The sequence below is a fragment of the Frigidibacter sp. ROC022 genome (assembly GCF_024723735.1).
Lineage (GTDB): Bacteria > Pseudomonadota > Alphaproteobacteria > Rhodobacterales > Rhodobacteraceae > SLM-1.
Genome location: NZ_JANQDU010000004.1, coordinates 162,406 through 178,353, shown reverse-complemented (window position 1 = coordinate 178,353; position 15,948 = coordinate 162,406). Strand labels below are relative to the sequence as shown.

Here is a 15,948-nt window from a genome sequence, read left to right as displayed (position 1 = left end):
TGACGCACAGAAGCCCTGCAGATTCGGCAGTACTGTGCAGCAGCCAAAGAACTATATTGAATGCGCAAACAAGAGAGAACCTCGCCGTGTCGACTCCCGTCCATCCCGCCACCCGCATCGGGCATATTCACCTGAAGGTCGCCGATCTTGACCGTGCCATCGGCTTCTACTCCGGAGTCATGGGATTCGAGCTGACACAGCGCTATGGACGTCAGGCAGCCTTTCTGTCGGCCGGCGGCTATCACCATCACATCGGGCTGAATACCTGGGAAAGCCTGGGCGGCCCGCAACCGCCCCGCCGCGCGACCGGGCTATATCATACCGCCTTCCTCTATCCCGACCGCGCCAGCCTGGCCGATGCCCTGCGCCGGGTCGTCACGGCCGGAATTGCGCTGGACGGCGCCGCCGACCATGGCGTCTCGGAAGCGATCTATCTGCGCGACCCGGACGGCAACGGCGTCGAACTCTACCGCGACCGCCCCGAGTCCGAATGGCCTCGCGATGCGGATGGTGCGCTCCACATGGTCAATGCGCCGCTGGATCTCGAGGCGCTGCTGGCCGAGGCCCCGGCGACCTGAACCGACGCAGGCCCCTTCGGCGCAGGCAGAGCGCAGCCGCTGCAACCGGTGCGGGGTTTCGCGGCGGCCCCGGCTTGGGTATGACCAGGGGACACAACAACCACGGCTGGTCCGCATGTCCCTTCCGCGCCGCTCTTTCCTGATTGCGACCCTCGCCAGCCTGACGCTGGCGGCCTGCGGCGGCAAGCGGCGCGAAAGACAGCGCGGCAGCGCCGATCTCTACCCCGGCGAGACCCCGGAAATCCGGCGCCTGATCAACCACTATGCCGAGCTCTATGACGTGCCTGCGCCGCTGATCCACCGTGTCGTGCAGCGCGAAAGCAATTACCGCCCCGACGCCCGCAACGGTCCCTATTACGGGATGATGCAGATCCTGCCCCAGACGGCCCGGACCATGGGCCATCGCGGTCCGGCCTCGGAACTTCTGGATGCCGACACCAACCTGAAATACGGGGTGAAATACCTGCGCGGCGCCTGGCTTCTGTCACATGGCAGCTACGATGAAGCCGTCGGCTGGTATGCGCGCGGCTATTACTACGAGGCGAAGCGGCGCGGGATGCTGGTCGAGACCGGATTGAGGCCGGGCTGAGGGCGGCGTGGTGCCGCATGGCCGCGGGCTGGACGGTCCCGATTCAGCCGCCTAACCTCCCGACACACAACGAAAGGGCAGAGCATGGCCATCGGCAAGAATATCATGACCTGGTTCGAGGGCAGTTGGCACCGGGGCGACGTGGCCGTCATGCGCGCGGCCGATCATGGCGCCTGGCTGGGATCGAGCGTGTTCGACGGGGCGCGGATGTTCGACGGGCTGACCCCGGATCTCGACAAGCACTGCGCCCGGGTCAACCGGTCGGCCAGGGCGATGATGCTGACGCCGACGGTCGAGGATGACGCGATGGTCGAACTGGTCCGCGAGGGCCTCGCCGATTGCCCGAAGGACCAGCCGGTCTATATCCGGCCGATGTACTGGGGGCTGGACGGCGACCACTCCGGCATCGCGCCCAAACCCGGATCGACCGGTTTCTGCATCTGTCTGGAAGCGGTCGCCATGGCGCCGCCCGACGCTGCGGCGACGCTCGGCACCACCCGGTTTCGGCGCCCGGTGCTGGAGGATTCGGTCTGCAACGCCAAGGCCGGGGCGCTCTATCCCAACAACGCCCGGATGCTGGCCGAAGCGCGGTCCAAGGGCTTCTCGAACGCATTGGTCGCCGATGCCCTGGGCAACGTGGCCGAAAGCGCGACGGCGAATGTCTTCATGGTCCGGGACGGCGTGGTGATGACTCCGGTGGCCAACGGCACCTTCCTGTCGGGCATCACCCGCGCCCGCCACATCAAGAACCTGCGTGCCGACGGTATGGAGGTCGTCGAGACGGTGTTGACCTTCGACGATTTCCGCGCCGCGGACGAGGTGTTCCTGTCCGGCAACATGAACAAGGTGACTCCGGTCACCGCATTCGAGGACCGGTCCTATCAGATCGGCCCGGTCACCCGGCGGGCGAGAGAGCTCTACTGGGACTGGGCCGCATCCGAGCGATAGGGGTGGCATGACCCGCCTCCTGGGTGCAATTGTCGCAGCGACTCCGGGCTTGCCGTTGCACGGCCGGCCGCCGCCGCCGACACGGCGGCGCACGCAGGCGCCCGACCCCTTGATTGCGAAGGACAAAATCATCGGACCCATTGCGGAGCCGGTCCGGCTGCGCCACACTCCGCCGGCGGGAGATATCTGATGCGCAAATTCCTTGTGGTGCTGGACGACAGCCGAGAATGTCTGAACGCCATGCGGTTCGCGGCAATGCGGGCCGCCCATACCGGCGCCGGGGTGACGATCCTGTCGATCATTCCGCCCGACGAGTTCCAGCACTGGATCGGTGTGGGCGACATCATGCGCGAGGAGGCCCGAGAGCGAATCGTGGCGCATTTCGAGGTCTTTGCCAAATGGATGCGCGACCGCCAGGGGGTGGACCCGGAACTGGTGATCCGCGAGGGCGAGGCGGTGCCGGAGATTCTGGCCCAGGTCCGCGAGGACAGCTCGATCGGGGTGCTGGTCCTGGGCGCCGGATCGGACAAGGCCGGGCCGGGGCCGCTGGTTCTGGCCATGACCCGCAGCGCCGGCTCCTTGCCGATACCGGTCACCATCGTGCCGGGAGAAATGTCGAAAGAGCGGCTGGAGGCCGTCACCTGACCGGCCGCCGCGGCACTGTTTAGAATGATTCCACAATTCTTGACCTTTCCTGTCGGAAAGGGCATATCTGGATCAGCACGAAGGAACCGCGCCGATGTTCATCCAGACCGAGACCACGCCCAACCCCGCAACGCTGAAATTCCTGCCCGGCCAGGCGGTGCTCGACAGCGGCACTGCAGACTTCCCGGCCCCCGAGTCGGCCAGCGCCTCGCCGCTCGCCGCGCGGGTCTTTGCGGTCGGCGACGTGACCGGGGTGTTCCTCGGCAGCGATTTCATCACCGTGACCAAATCCGACAACGTCGCATGGGATCATATCAAGCCCGCCATTCTGGGTGCGATCATGGAGCATTTCCAGTCCGGCCAACCGGCGCTGGCGACCGGCAATGGCGGCGCCGCCGGCCATGCCACGCATGACGGGCCGGATGGCGCGATCGTCGAGCAGATCAAGGAATTGCTCGACACCAGGGTGCGCCCGGCGGTGGCCCAGGACGGCGGCGACATCACCTTTCACGGCTTCGACCGCGGGGTGGTCTATCTGCACATGCAGGGCGCCTGCGCCGGATGCCCCTCGTCGACACTGACCCTGAAGAAGGGCATCGAGAACCTGCTGCGCCACTACATCCCCGAAGTGATCGAGGTGCGCCCGGTCGCCGCCTGAGGCCTCCGGTCCGTCTGTCGCGTGCCCCCTGCCCCGCTGATCCTTGCCTTTGACACCGCGGGTCCGCACTGCGCCGCCGCGCTGCTGCGTGGCGCGGATCTGCTGGATGCCCGCGTCGAGGCGATGGAGCGTGGCCAGGCCGAGCGGCTGGTCGATCTGCTGTCCGAGATGCTGGCCGAACAGGGCCTGGGCTACGCAGATCTGAGCGCCCTGGCCTGCGGCACCGGGCCGGGCAATTTCACCGGAGTCCGGATCGCGGTTTCGGCGGCGCGGGGTTTTGCCCTGGCGCTGAACCTGCCCGCCCATGGGGTCAGCCGCTTCGAGGCCGAGGCACTGGACCTGCCCCGGCCCTGCCTCGTTGCGCTGGATGCGCGGCGGGGGGAGGTCTATGCCCAGCGTTTCGGCGAGGGCGCCCACGGCCCTGCCCTGCTGGCCAGCGGCGACGCGCTGCCGCTCGACGGGCTGGCGGCCAGCCGCGGCGACATTTCCGGGCTGCCGGCCGGACATCTTCCGCCAGTGACGCCCGAAACGCTGGCCCGGAACATCGCCCGCATTGCCCATGCCAGGCTGACCGGCGGCGAGCCCGCGCCGCCGCCGGCGCCTCTCTATCTGCGCGCGGCCGATGCGGCGCCATCGCGGCACCCGGCGCCCGTGATGCTGCCGTGATCGGCGCCCGGGCGTCGGGGCTTTCGCCCACCCACATGGCCGCCCTCCATGCCCGCTGTTTCACCGTGCCCCGGCCCTGGAGCGCAGGGGAAATCGTCGATCTGCTGGCCTCGGTCCATTGTTTCATGGTTGCCGAACCGCAGGGTTTCGCCCTTGCCCGAGTCGTGGCGGACGAGGCCGAGTTGCTGACCCTCGCCGTTGCGCCCGAGGCCCGCCGCAAGGGATTGGGTCGCCGGTTGCTCGACGGCTGCCTCGCCACCGCCAGGCAGCGCCGGGCCGAAGTCATGCTTCTGGAAGTGGCCGCCGACAATGCCGCGGCCATCGCGCTTTACCACGACGCGGGATTCGCCGAGATCGCGCGGCGCCCGGCCTATTACAGGCACCCCGATGGCGGTTCCAGAGATGCGCTGGTGATGCGCCTGTCGCTGGTGCCGTCAGCCGGAGCCGGGGACACTGCCAGACCGCGGCCATGACCCAGCGTCATCAGGACCGGCAGCAGCCAAATCACGGGGCCGGCATGCGATTTTCACCGAATCGCTATTGACGGCTTCCGACCCCTTCGCCCTAATCGACCGATGAACGGGCCGAAAAGGCCCGGCGATGACAGGCGCCCGGCATCGGGCCGGATGCGCCGCAACCAGGACCGGGGAGTCTCATATGACCGCATACACCAAGTTTCTTGGCGCTGCCGCTGCTTTGGCGCTGACCGCAGGCGCGGCGCTGGCCGATCCCGCCATCATTTTCGACCTTGGCGGAAAATTCGACAAATCCTTCAACGAAGCCGCCTACAACGGCGCGAAACGCTGGGCCGAGGAAACCGGCGGCACCTTCTCGGAGATCGAGCTGTCCTCGGAAGCACAGCGCGAGCAGGCGCTGCGCCGCTTTGCCGATGCCGGCAACAACCCGATCGTGATGACCGGCTTCTCGTTCGAATCGCCGCTGAACGACGTGGCGCCGGATTATCCCGACACCAAGTTCGTGGTCATCGACACCGTGGTCGATCAACCCAACGTCCGCTCGGTGACGTTCCGTGCCGACGAAGGCAGCTACCTGGCCGGTGTCGCCGCCGCCACGGCCTCGAAATCGGGGGTGGTCGGCTTCATCGGGGGCATGGACGTGCCGCTGATCCGCGCCTTCGCCTGCGGCTATGTGCAGGGGGTCAAGGCCACCGATCCGGACGCCAAGGTGATCCAGAACATGACCGGCACCACCCCCGCGGCCTGGAACGACCCGGTGAAGGGCGCCGAGCTGACCAAAGCGCAGATCGCCCAGGGTGCGGACGTGGTCTATGCCGCCGCGGGCGGCACCGGCGCCGGCGTGCTGCAGACCGCCGCCGACGAGGGCATCTTCTCGGTCGGAGTCGACTCGAACCAGAACTATCTGCATCCCGGTTCGGTGCTGACCTCGGTGCTCAAGCGGGTCGACAATGCGGTCTACGACGCGTTCAAGGCGGGCGAGGATGTCGAGATGGGCGCCTTCGTGATGGGCGTGGCCAACGGCGGCGTGGATGTCGCGGTTGACGAATACAACGAACCGGTCTGGACCCCCGAAATCGCCGCCGCCGTCGAGGCCGCCAAGAAAGCCATCGTCGATGGCTCGATCACGGTCCACAACTACGAAGACGACGATACCTGCCCGGTGATGTAAGGGCAGCCGGCGTGACTATGACATCAGAACAGGCGGGGCGGTCGGCAACGGCCGCCCCAGCCATCGAACTGCGCGGCATTTCCAAGGCCTTCGGGCCGGTGCAGGCGAACAAGGATATCTCGATCCGGGTCGAAGACGGCACGATCCACGGCATCGTGGGCGAAAACGGCGCCGGAAAATCGACCCTGATGTCGATCCTCTACGGGTTCTACAAGGCCGACTCGGGCGAAATCCTGATCGACGGCAAACCCACCAGCATCCCCAACAGCCAGGCCGCGATCGCCGCCGGCATCGGCATGGTTTTCCAGCATTTCAAGCTGGTCGAGAATTTCACCGTCGTCGAGAACGTCATTCTCGGCGTCGAGGAAGGCGCCCTACTGGCGCCATCGCTGTCCAAGGCGCGGGCCGAGTTGAAGCGGCTCGGCGAGGAATATGAACTGGACGTGGACCCCGACGCGGTGGTGCAGGACCTTTCGGTCGGGCACCGGCAGCGGGTGGAGATCCTCAAGGCGCTGTATCGCCAGGCCGAGATACTGATCCTGGACGAGCCCACCGGCGTCCTGACACCGGACGAGGCCGACCATCTGTTCCGCATCCTCAACGGGCTCAAGGAGCAGGGCAAGACCATCATCCTGATCACCCACAAGCTGCGGGAGATCATGGAGATCACCGACAATGTCTCGGTCATGCGCCGGGGCGAGATCGTGGCCACGGTCAAGACCGCCGAAACCTCGCCCGAACAGCTGGCCGAGCTGATGGTCGGCCGCAAGGTGCTGCTGCGGGTCGACAAGAAGCCGGCGACGCCGGGCGATGTGGTGCTGAAGGTCGAGGATCTGCGGATTCGCGACGACAGCAAGGTAGAGCGGCTGAAAGGCGTCAGCTTCGAGGTCCGGGCCGGGGAAATCCTCGGCATCGCCGGGGTGGCGGGCAATGGCCAATCGGAGCTGCTGGAGCTTCTGGGCGGCTATGCGGAAGGCACCGGAAGCGTGATGTTGAACGGGCAGCCGATCGACCTGACCGGTGCCCGTTCCGATGGCCAGTCACGCCGCGAACGCGGCATCGCCCATGTCCCCGAGGACCGCCAGTCCGAGGGGCTGATCATGGAGTTCGAGGCATGGGAAAACACCATCTTCGGTTATCACCACGATCCGGCCTATCAGAGGAACCGCCTGCTGATGGACAATGCCGCGATCAAGGCCGAGACCCTGGCCAAGATGCAGCGTTTCGACGTCAGGCCGCCGATCCCGTCGCTGACGGCCAAGAGCTTTTCCGGCGGCAACCAGCAGAAGATCGTCCTGGCCCGCGAGATCGAGCGCAATCCCGACCTGCTGCTGATCGGCCAGCCGACCCGCGGCGTCGACATCGGCGCCATCGAGTTCATTCACCAGCGAATCGTGCAACTGCGTGACGAGGGCAAGGCGATCCTGCTGGTCTCGGTCGAGCTGGACGAGATCATGTCGCTCAGCGACCGGATCGCGGTGATGTTCGACGGCAGGATCATGGGCGAGAAGCTGCCTTCCGAGACCAACGAACGGGAATTGGGGCTGTTGATGGCAGGGGTGGCTGGCTGATGGACAAGATGCCGCGTTGGGCCGATGTGGTCCTGATTCCGCTGATCTCGCTGTCGCTGGCCTTCGTCGCCGCCGGGCTGGTCGTCGCCGCGATCGGCGAAAACCCGTTCCACGCGCTGGCGGTGATGATCAAGGGCGCCTTCGGATCGACCAGTGGCTGGGGCTATACGCTCTACTACGCGACCAACTACATCTTCACCGGTCTCGCGGTGGCGGTGGCCTTTCACGCCAAGCTCTTCAACATCGGCGGCGAAGGCCAGGCCTGGGTCGCCGGTCTTGGCGTGGCGCTGCCCATGTTGTTCCTGCCGTCCTGGCTGGTGCCGCATTGGACGATTGCGCTGGTCTGGTGCACCCTGGGCGCGATGCTGTTCGGTGCCGGATGGGCCGCGATTCCGGCCTATCTTCAGGCCAAGCGCGGCAGCCATATCGTCATCACCACGATCATGTTCAACCTGATCGCGGGCGCCGTCATGGGCTATCTGCTGAACGGCTGGCTGAAGAACCCGGACACCCAAAGTGCCGAGACGGTCAAGTTTCCGGCCGCGGCTCACCTGCCCTCGGCGCATGAGATGCTGGCGCCCTTCGGCATCAACTTTTCCCGCTCGGCGCCGCTGAACTTCGCCTTCATCCTGGCGCTGGCGGCGGCGGTGCTGGTCTGGTTCCTGATCTGGCGCACCCGCATGGGCTACCAGATGCGTGCCTTCGGCCACTCGGAAAGCGCGGCCCGCTATGCCGGCATCCCGGCAGTGAAGATCACCCTGGTCACCATGCTGATCTCGGGTGCGCTGGCCGGAATGCTGGCGATCAATGTGGTGATGGGTGAACAGGAGCGGCTGATCCGTGACTTCGTCGAAGGCGCCGGCTTCGTCGGCATCGCGGTATCACTCATGGGCCGCTCGCATCCGATCGGCATCGTGCTGGCGGCGATCCTGTTCGGGGCGCTGACCCAGGGCGGGTTCGAGCTGTTGTTCGAGTTCAACAACCGGATCAGCCGCGAGATGGTTCTGGTCATACAGGCGCTGATCATCCTGTTCACCGGGGCGCTGGACAATCTGGTCCGCTACCCGCTCGAGGCCATGTTCCTGCGCTTGCGCGCCCCGGCGAAGGCGGTGTCGAAATGAGTGCATGCGTTTCACGCCACATTGTCAGCGCGACGCTGATCCGGTCGGGGGGCTGAGCCATGGATTTCCTGCATGTCTTCTCGCAACTGATCGCGACCTTCGATTCGACGATCCGTCTGGCCACCGTGCTGCTGATCGCCTGCCTGGCCGGGCTCTATTCGGAACGCTCCGGGATTTTCGACATCGGGCTGGAAGGCAAGATGCTGATTTCCGCCTTCGTTTCGGCGGCGGCGGCCTATGAGACCGGATCGGCCTGGGTGGGGCTTCTGTTCGGCTGCGGCGCCTCGATCATCTTCTCCCTGATCCACGGGCTGGCTTCGATCACCTTTCGCGGCAATCAGCTGATCTCGGGCGTGGCAATCAACTTCCTCGCCTCGGGGCTGACGGTGGTGATCGGCAATGCCTGGTATGGCAAGGGCGGCCAGACACCGACGCTGGAAGGCGCGGCGCGGTTCGGCGAGATCACCCTGCCCTTCGCCAACGCGCTGCGCGACGTGCCCTTGATCGGGCCGATCTATTCCGACCTGATCTCGGGGCACAAGCCGCTGGTCTATATCGGTTTCCTTCTGGTGCCGCTGACCTGGTGGCTGCTGTTCCGCACCCGGTTCGGCCTGCGCCTGCGGGCCGTGGGCGAGAATCCCGAATCGGTCGATACCGCCGGCATCTCGGTGGTGCGGATGCGCTATACCGCAGTGCTGATCTGCGGCCTGCTCTGCGGCATCGCCGGCTCTTATCTGTCGACCTCGCAGGGGGCCAATTTCGGCCGCGAGATGACCGCGGGCCGGGGCTATATCGCCCTGGCGGCGCTGATCTTTGCCAAATGGCGGCCCTGGTATGCGATGTATGCCTGCCTGCTGTTCGGCCTGCTGGAGGCGATCTCGAACCTCTATCCGAACATCGATCTCGGGCTCTTCGTGATCCCGGTTCAGTTCACCCAGGCGCTGCCCTATATCCTGACCGTGGTGATCCTGGCAGGTTTCGTCGGCAAGGCGATCCCGCCCCGCGCCGGAGGAGAGCCCTATGTCAAGGAACGCTGAAGAGCTTGCCGACCACATCCGCGAGAGGACCGGCAATACAGAGGTGCGGGTCGGGCTGGTGCTCGGCTCGGGCCTGGGCCATCTGGCCGAGTCGGTGACGGGCACCGCCATCCCCTATTCCGACCTGCCGGGCTTTCCCCATGCCGGTGTCTCGGGGCACAACCCCAACCTGGTCGTCGGCACGCTCGAGGGCTGCCCGGTGGCGATTCTCGGCGGGCGGGCGCATTACTATGAAAAAGGCGACGCGGCGGCGATGCGCCTGCCGCTGGAGGTGCTGAAGGCATTGGGTGCCGAAAGCCTGATCCTGACCAATGCCGCGGGCTCGATGCGGCCCGAGATGGGGCCGGGCGAGATCATGGCGCTGGAGGACCACATCAACTTCTCGGGTCTCAACCCCCTGATCGGAGAGCCGACCGACGCCCGCTTCGTGCCGATGACCGACGCGCATGACGAAGGGCTCCGTGCCCGGCTCCACGCCGCCGCCAAGGCCGCCGAGGTCACCCTGCATGAAGGCGTCTATGCCTGGTATTCCGGCCCCAGTTTCGAGACCCGGGCCGAAATTCGGGCGATCCGGGGCCTGGGCGCGGACGCGGTCGGCATGTCCACCGTGCCCGAGGTGATCCTGGCGCGGTTCCTCGGATTGCGGGTCGCGGCGGTCTCGGTCATCACCAACATGGCGGCGGGCATGTCGGACGAACGGATCAGCCACAGCCATACCAAGGCCATGGCCCCGATCGGCGCGGCCAAGCTGGAACGAGTCCTGCGCGGGGCGCTGGCCGGCCTCTGACGGGGTGCCTTGCCCCGATCGCGTGGTCATGACCCCGCCGATCCGGCCCGCATCGGCGTCAGCCGACACTATTTCGCAACCCTTGGCGCGGCAAAGGCATTTTCCGGCCCAGCCCCTTTGACACCCCGGCCAGAACGGAGTTGTTTCGGAATCACAGCCCGCCGCGGACCCTGACTCAAATGCAGATTTACCTTCCCATCGCCGAGGTATCGGTGAACGTCTTTCTCCTTTTGGGAATGGGCATGATGGTGGGCATACTCTCCGGCATGTTCGGTGTCGGCGGCGGCTTCCTGCTGACCCCGCTGCTGTTCTTCATCGGGATCCCCTCGGCGGTCGCGGTGGCCACCGGCGCCGACCTGATCGTGGCCTCGTCCTTCTCGGGGGTTCTGGCGCATCTCAAGCGACGAACGGTGGATCTCCGAATGGGGATGATGCTGCTCGTGGGCGGCCTGGTCGGCGCTGCGCTCGGGGTGCAGATCTTTGCCGCGATGCGCGAGGTCGGCCAGGTCGATCTTCTGGTCAAGCTGTTCTACGTGGTCTTTCTGGGGATCATCGGCAGCCTGATGTTCGCCGAGAGCCTGCGCGCGATCCGTCGTGCCCGCCAACCCGGCACCAAGCCAAAGCGGCGGCGGCACAACTGGGTGCACAATCTGCCGCTGAAGATGAAGTTCCGCACCTCGGGTCTCTACATCTCGGTGCTGCCGCCGCTGGGCATCGGCCTGCTGGTCGGCGTGCTCTCGGCGATCATGGGGGTCGGCGGCGGCTTCATCATGGTTCCGGCGATGATCTATCTGCTCGGCGTGCCGACCAAGGTGGTGATCGGCACCTCGCTGTTCCAGATCATCTTCGTCACCGGCTTCACCACCCTGCTGCACGCCACGACGACCCATACCGTGGATCTGGGCCTGGCCCTGGTGCTGGTGCTGGGCGGCGTCATCGGGGCTCAGATCGGCACCAGGCTGGGCACCAAGCTGAAGGCCGAACAACTGCGCATCCTGCTGGCCATTCTGGTGCTGTCGGTCTGCATCAAGCTGGGACTGGACCTGCTGCTGCAACCTTCGGAACTCTATTCCATCGCTTCGGGGGGCGAAGGATGATCCGCAGCAGTTTCACCGCCGCGCTCTGGGCCCTGTTCCTGTTGCCGCTGACCGCGGCGGCGCAAGGCGTGGCCGACCAGGCCGACGTCAACTTCGACGGTGAACAGGTCGTCGCCGGGCTATCGCAGAACACGATCTCGATCACCGCCAATTTCGACGGGACCGAACTGCTGATCTTCGGCGCGGTAAAACGGGCCGAACTGCCGCCACCGGGCAAGTTGCAGGTCATCGTCACCGTCGAAGGGCCAAGCGCAGCCGTCACCGTGCGCCGCAAGGCCCGTCGCTTCGGCATCTGGGTCAACGCCGATTCGGTAGAGGTCGATGCCGCGCCCAGCTTCTATGCGGTGGCCACCTCGGCGCCCTGGGACACGGTCATCAGCGACACCGAGGATCTGCGCTGGCGCATCTCGATCCCGCGGGCGATCCGCTCGGTCGGGGCGACGGTCAGCGACAGCCAGTCCTTCACCGATGCGCTGATCCGCATCCGCAGCGAGAGCGGCCTGTACCAGACCCTGCCGAACACCGTGAAAATCTCGGAGGAGACGCTGTTTTCCACCGCCGTCGAACTGCCGTCGAACCTGGTCGAGGGGAATTACCGCACCAGGGTCTTCCTGACCCGGGACCGGGAAGTGGTGGACGCCTATGAATCCGAGATCGAGGTCCAGAAGGCCGGGCTGGAACGCTGGCTTTTCCGACTGAGTCGCGAACAACCGCTGGCCTATGGCGTTCTGGCGATCGTGCTGGCGATCAGCCTCGGCTGGGTGGCCTCTGCCCTGTTCCGCTACATCCGCACCTGATCCGGGCGCGCGGACGGGCCTTCAGTTGAGGAAGGCCGCCGCCATCAGTTCGCGGGTGTAATCCGAGCGCGGGTTCTGGAACACCTCTCCGACCTCGCCCTGCTCGACCACATCGCCGCGCTTCATCACCATGACCTTGTGGCTGAGCGCCCGCACGACCTTGAGGTCATGCGAAATGAACAGATAGCCCAGCCGGTGCTGGACCTGCAGATTGCGGAGCAGATCGACGATCTGCACCTGCACCGTCATGTCGAGCGCCGATGTCGGCTCGTCCAGCACCACCAGCCGGGGCCGCAGGATCATCGCCCGGGCAATCGCGATCCGCTGCCGCTGACCGCCCGAGAACTCGTGCGGATAACGGTCCTTGGTGGCCGGGTCCAATCCGACCTCGACCATGATCTCCGAGACCAGATCGGCCTTGGTGCGGGCGGGATCGTGGCCGTGCACGCCCAGACCCTCGGCAATGATCTCGGCACAGGTCATCCGCGGCGAGAGGCTGCCGAACGGGTCCTGAAACACGATCTGCATGTCACGGCGCAGGGGCCGCAGGGCCCTGGACGTCCAGCCCTGCACGTCCTGGCCCAGGAACACCACCGGCCCTTCCGAACGGATCAGCCGCATCACCGCAAGCGCCAGGGTCGTCTTGCCGCTGCCGCTCTCTCCGACGATGCCCAGCGTCTCGCCCTCGCGGACCGAGATCGTCGCGTCGTTCACTGCCTTGATATGGCCGACGGTGCGTTTCAGCAGCCCGCGCTGGATCGGGAACCAGATCTTCAGATGCTCGGTGCGCAGGATTTCCTTCGCGCCCTCGGGCACCGGCGCCGGATGGCCGGTGGATTCGGCGGCCAACAGCATCTTCGTATAGGGATGCTTCGGCGCATCGAAGATTTCGGCCACCCGCCCCTGCTCGACGATTTCCCCATGCTGCATGACGCAGACCCTGTCGGCAAAGCGCCGGACGATGCCGAGGTCATGGGTGATGAACAGCAGGCTCATCCCTTCGGACTTCTGCAACTGTGCCAACAGGTCGAGGATCTGCGCCTGGATGGTCACGTCCAGCGCCGTTGTCGGTTCGTCCGCGATCAGCAGCTTCGGGTCGTTGAGCAGCGCCATGGCGATCATCACCCGCTGCCGCTGGCCTCCGGACAACTGGTGCGGATAGCTCGCCAGGCGATCTTCCGGCCGGTCGATGCCGACCCGTTCCAGAAGCTCGATGATCCGCCCGCGCGCCTGGCCGCTGGGCACGCCCTGGTGGACCAGAAGGCTTTCGGCCAGCTGTTTCTCGAGCGTGTGCAACGGGTTCAGGCTGGTCATCGGCTCCTGGAAGATGAAGCTGATGTCATTGCCGCGGGTGCGCCGCAGTTCCTTTTCGTTGGCCCCGACCATCTCGCGGCCCTCGAAGGTGACGGAACCGCCGACCTCGGCCGAATCGCCCAGGAGCGATACCGTAGAGAGCGCCGTCACCGATTTGCCCGAGCCGCTCTCGCCGACCAGCGCCACGGTCTCGCCGGACCGGACATCGAAGCTGACGCCCTTGACCGCATGGGTGGACTGGCCGTCCTGACGGAAAGTGACCGTCAGATCCCTTACCGAAAGTATCCGGCTCATTTGAACGTCTTCCGGGGATCGAAGGCGTCACGGATGCCTTCGAAGATGAAGACCAGAAGCGACAGCATGATGGCGAAGGTGAAGAAGGCGGTAAAGGCAAGCCAGGGCGCCTGCAGATTGGACTTGGCCTGCAGCGTCAGTTCCCCCAGCGAGGGTGCCGAGGACGGCAGGCCGAAGCCGAGGAAGTCCAGCGAGGCCAGGGTGCCGATGGCCCCGGTGACCAGGAAGGGCAGCAGGGTCAGCGTCGCGACCATGGCATTGGGCAGGACATGGCGGAACATGATCCTGCTGTTCGAAACGCCCAGTGCCCGGGCGGCGCGGATATATTCGAAATTGCGCGCCCGCAGGAACTCGGCCCGCACGACACCGACCAGCGAGGGCCAGCCGAACAGCACCGCCACGAAGACCAGCAACCAGAAACTTCGGCCCAGGATCGCGAACAGGATGATGATCACGTAAAGCTGCGGGATGGCGGTCCAGATCTCCAGAATTCGCTGGAAGATCAGGTCGATCCAGCCACCGAAGAAGCCCTGTACGGCGCCTGCCGCGATACCGACGATCGAGGTCAGGGTGGTGACGATCAGGGTGAAGATGATCGACAGCCGGAAGCCGTAGATCACCCGCGCCAGCACGTCGCGCTTGGTATCGTCGGTGCCCAGCCAGTTATCCCGCGTCGGCGGCGAAGGTGCAGCGCCCGGAACATCGACGGGCCGCGAATAGCCATAGGGGATGAGCGGCCAGATCGCCCAGCCCTTCTCGATCTTCTGGCCGTCCACTTCCCCGTCCTGGGCATCCGCGATGACCCCCTCGGGGTCGTCATAGCAGGGATCGGCCAGCCCGCCGGTGACGATCAGGCATTTCACCTCGGGGTCGCGATAGATTGCCTCGGTCTTGAAGTCGCCGCCGAAGGCGGTTTCCGGATAGAAGTGGAAGATCGGCGTGAAATACTCGCCCCTGTACTGGATCAGGATCGGCTTGTCGTTTGCGATGAACTCGGCGCAGAGCGATATCCCGAACAGGATCAGGAAGATCCAGAGCGAGTACCACGAGCGGCGGTTCGACTTGAAATTCCGCCAGCGACGTTTGTTGAGTGCCGAAATTGCCATCAGGTTTCCCGTGTCCCGAAGTCGATCCGGGGATCGACGACGACATACATGAGGTCCGAGATGATGCCGACGACGAGACCGATCAGACCGAAGAAGAACAGCGTCCCGAATATCACCGGATAGTCGCGCTGAAGCGCGGCCTCATAGCCAAGCCGCCCCAGCCCATCCAGCGAGAATATGGTCTCGATGATCACCGAACCGCCCAGGAAGACGCTGACGAACAGCGACGGGAACCCGGCGATCACGATCAGCATGGCATTGCGGAACACATGGCCATAGAGCACCCGCCGCTCGGTCAGGCCCTTGGCGCGGGCGGTCATCACGTATTGCTTGCGGATTTCGTCCAGGAACGAGTTCTTGGTCAGCAGGGTCAGGAAGGTGAATCCGGCAATCGACTGCGCCACGACCGGCAGGGTGATGTGCCAGAAATAGTCGACGATCTTCATCGGCCAGCTGAGCGTTTCCCAGTTGTCCGAGGTCAGGCCGCGTAATGGGAACCACTGGAAATACGAGCCGCCTGCGAAGACCACCAGCAAGAGGACCGCGAAGAGGAAGCCGGGAATCGCATAGGCCGCGACCAGCACCGCCGAGGTCCAGCTGTCAAAGCTCGACCCGTCGCGGACCGCCTTGCGGATGCCGAGCGGGATCGAGATCAGATAGCTCAGCAAGGTGGTCCAGAGGCCGAGCGTGATGGAGACCGGCAGTTTTTCTGCGACCAGTCCCAGAACCGACACCGACCGGAAATAGCTTTCTCCGAAATCGAAGCGGATATAGTTCCACATCATCATCAGGAAGCGTTCCAGCGGCGGCTTGTCGAGACCGAATTCCTTTTTCAGCTTTTCGATGAATTCCTTGGGCAACCCCCGCGATCCGACATAGCCGCTGTCCGATGAGGAATCGGCCTGGAATCCGACATCGCCACGCCCGCCCGAGATGCTCTCGAACACGTTGCCGTTGCCCTCCATCTCGGCCAGGATCTGCTCGATCGGGCCGCCGGGGACGAATTGGGTCAGGGCGAAGTTGACGATCATCACGCCGAGAAGCGTCGGGATCACCAACAGCAGCCGTCGAAGGATATAAGCGCCCAAGGTCT

The 15,948-nt window shown here is 65.3% G+C and carries 17 protein-coding genes; 14 read left to right on the top strand and 3 right to left on the bottom strand.

Annotation, left to right across the window (positions count from 1 at the left end; all coding sequences use genetic code 11):
• The first annotated feature begins 86 nt into the window (after positions 1 to 86).
• From NUW50_RS16865 to NUW50_RS16800, 14 genes are all read left to right on the top strand, one after another.
• Positions 87 to 578, top strand: a complete 492-nt coding sequence (locus NUW50_RS16865; protein ID WP_258290325.1) for a VOC family protein — start codon at positions 87 to 89, stop codon at positions 576 to 578.
• A gap of 115 nt (positions 579 to 693) precedes the next feature.
• The gene (locus tag NUW50_RS16860) at positions 694 to 1,167 is read left to right on the top strand and encodes a lytic transglycosylase domain-containing protein (protein WP_258290324.1); all 474 of its coding nucleotides are present in this window, start codon (positions 694 to 696) and stop codon (positions 1,165 to 1,167) included.
• Between the two features lie 84 nt (positions 1,168 to 1,251).
• Positions 1,252 to 2,115 carry a branched-chain amino acid aminotransferase gene (locus tag NUW50_RS16855; protein ID WP_258290323.1) on the top strand — a complete coding sequence of 288 codons (864 nt, stop codon included), beginning with the start codon at positions 1,252 to 1,254 and terminating at the stop codon, positions 2,113 to 2,115.
• A 189-nt stretch (positions 2,116 to 2,304) separates the two neighbouring features.
• Positions 2,305 to 2,760: a universal stress protein gene (locus NUW50_RS16850; RefSeq protein WP_258290322.1), complete on the top strand. Its 456-nt coding sequence runs from the start codon at positions 2,305 to 2,307 to the stop codon at positions 2,758 to 2,760.
• A gap of 94 nt (positions 2,761 to 2,854) precedes the next feature.
• Positions 2,855 to 3,418: a NifU family protein gene (locus tag NUW50_RS16845; RefSeq protein ID WP_258290321.1), complete on the top strand. Its 564-nt coding sequence runs from the start codon at positions 2,855 to 2,857 to the stop codon at positions 3,416 to 3,418.
• Positions 3,419 to 3,439: 21 nt separating this feature from the next.
• Entirely contained in the window at positions 3,440 to 4,084 is a 645-nt protein-coding gene (gene tsaB, locus NUW50_RS16840; RefSeq protein WP_258290320.1) for a tRNA (adenosine(37)-N6)-threonylcarbamoyltransferase complex dimerization subunit type 1 TsaB, read from the top strand.
• A gap of 35 nt (positions 4,085 to 4,119) precedes the next feature.
• A complete protein-coding gene (gene rimI, locus NUW50_RS16835) occupies positions 4,120 to 4,557 on the top strand; it encodes a ribosomal protein S18-alanine N-acetyltransferase (RefSeq protein WP_258290319.1) in 438 nt (145 codons plus the stop codon).
• A gap of 184 nt (positions 4,558 to 4,741) precedes the next feature.
• Positions 4,742 to 5,731, top strand: a complete 990-nt coding sequence (locus tag NUW50_RS16830; protein ID WP_258290318.1) for a BMP family lipoprotein — start codon at positions 4,742 to 4,744, stop codon at positions 5,729 to 5,731.
• A 17-nt stretch (positions 5,732 to 5,748) separates the two neighbouring features.
• On the top strand, positions 5,749 to 7,302 hold the full coding sequence (locus tag NUW50_RS16825; RefSeq protein WP_258290623.1) for an ABC transporter ATP-binding protein: 1,554 nt from the start codon (positions 5,749 to 5,751) through the stop codon (positions 7,300 to 7,302).
• Positions 7,302 to 8,423: an ABC transporter permease gene (locus tag NUW50_RS16820; protein ID WP_258290317.1), complete on the top strand. Its 1,122-nt coding sequence runs from the start codon at positions 7,302 to 7,304 to the stop codon at positions 8,421 to 8,423. The genes NUW50_RS16825 and NUW50_RS16820 overlap by 1 nt, the downstream gene beginning before the upstream one ends.
• A 59-nt stretch (positions 8,424 to 8,482) precedes the next feature.
• The gene (locus NUW50_RS16815; protein WP_258290316.1) at positions 8,483 to 9,460 is read left to right on the top strand and encodes an ABC transporter permease; all 978 of its coding nucleotides are present in this window, start codon (positions 8,483 to 8,485) and stop codon (positions 9,458 to 9,460) included.
• Entirely contained in the window at positions 9,444 to 10,247 is an 804-nt protein-coding gene (locus NUW50_RS16810) for a purine-nucleoside phosphorylase (protein WP_258290315.1), read from the top strand. The genes NUW50_RS16815 and NUW50_RS16810 overlap by 17 nt, the downstream gene beginning before the upstream one ends.
• 179 nt (positions 10,248 to 10,426) lie before the next feature.
• Complete coding sequence (locus NUW50_RS16805; protein ID WP_258290314.1) at positions 10,427 to 11,344, top strand: sulfite exporter TauE/SafE family protein; 918 nt, start codon at positions 10,427 to 10,429, stop codon at positions 11,342 to 11,344.
• On the top strand, positions 11,341 to 12,141 hold the full coding sequence (locus NUW50_RS16800) for a TIGR02186 family protein (RefSeq protein ID WP_258290313.1): 801 nt from the start codon (positions 11,341 to 11,343) through the stop codon (positions 12,139 to 12,141). Before NUW50_RS16805 ends, NUW50_RS16800 begins: the two co-directional genes overlap by 4 nt.
• A gap of 21 nt (positions 12,142 to 12,162) precedes the next feature.
• On the opposite strand, the gene NUW50_RS16795 is transcribed toward NUW50_RS16800, so the two are convergent.
• Genes NUW50_RS16795 through NUW50_RS16785 form a run of 3 tightly spaced genes read right to left on the bottom strand, consistent with a single transcriptional unit; the run spans position 12,163 to position 15,943 of the window.
• On the bottom strand, positions 12,163 to 13,749 hold the full coding sequence (locus tag NUW50_RS16795) for an ABC transporter ATP-binding protein (protein WP_258290312.1): 1,587 nt from the start codon (positions 13,747 to 13,749) through the stop codon (positions 12,163 to 12,165).
• Positions 13,746 to 14,855 carry an ABC transporter permease gene (locus NUW50_RS16790; protein WP_258290311.1) on the bottom strand — a complete coding sequence of 370 codons (1,110 nt, stop codon included), beginning with the start codon at positions 14,853 to 14,855 and terminating at the stop codon, positions 13,746 to 13,748. The genes NUW50_RS16795 and NUW50_RS16790 overlap by 4 nt, the downstream gene beginning before the upstream one ends.
• On the bottom strand, positions 14,855 to 15,943 hold the full coding sequence (locus NUW50_RS16785) for a microcin C ABC transporter permease YejB (RefSeq protein ID WP_258290310.1): 1,089 nt from the start codon (positions 15,941 to 15,943) through the stop codon (positions 14,855 to 14,857). The genes NUW50_RS16790 and NUW50_RS16785 overlap by 1 nt, the downstream gene beginning before the upstream one ends.
• Between the last annotated feature and the right edge of the window lie 5 nt (positions 15,944 to 15,948).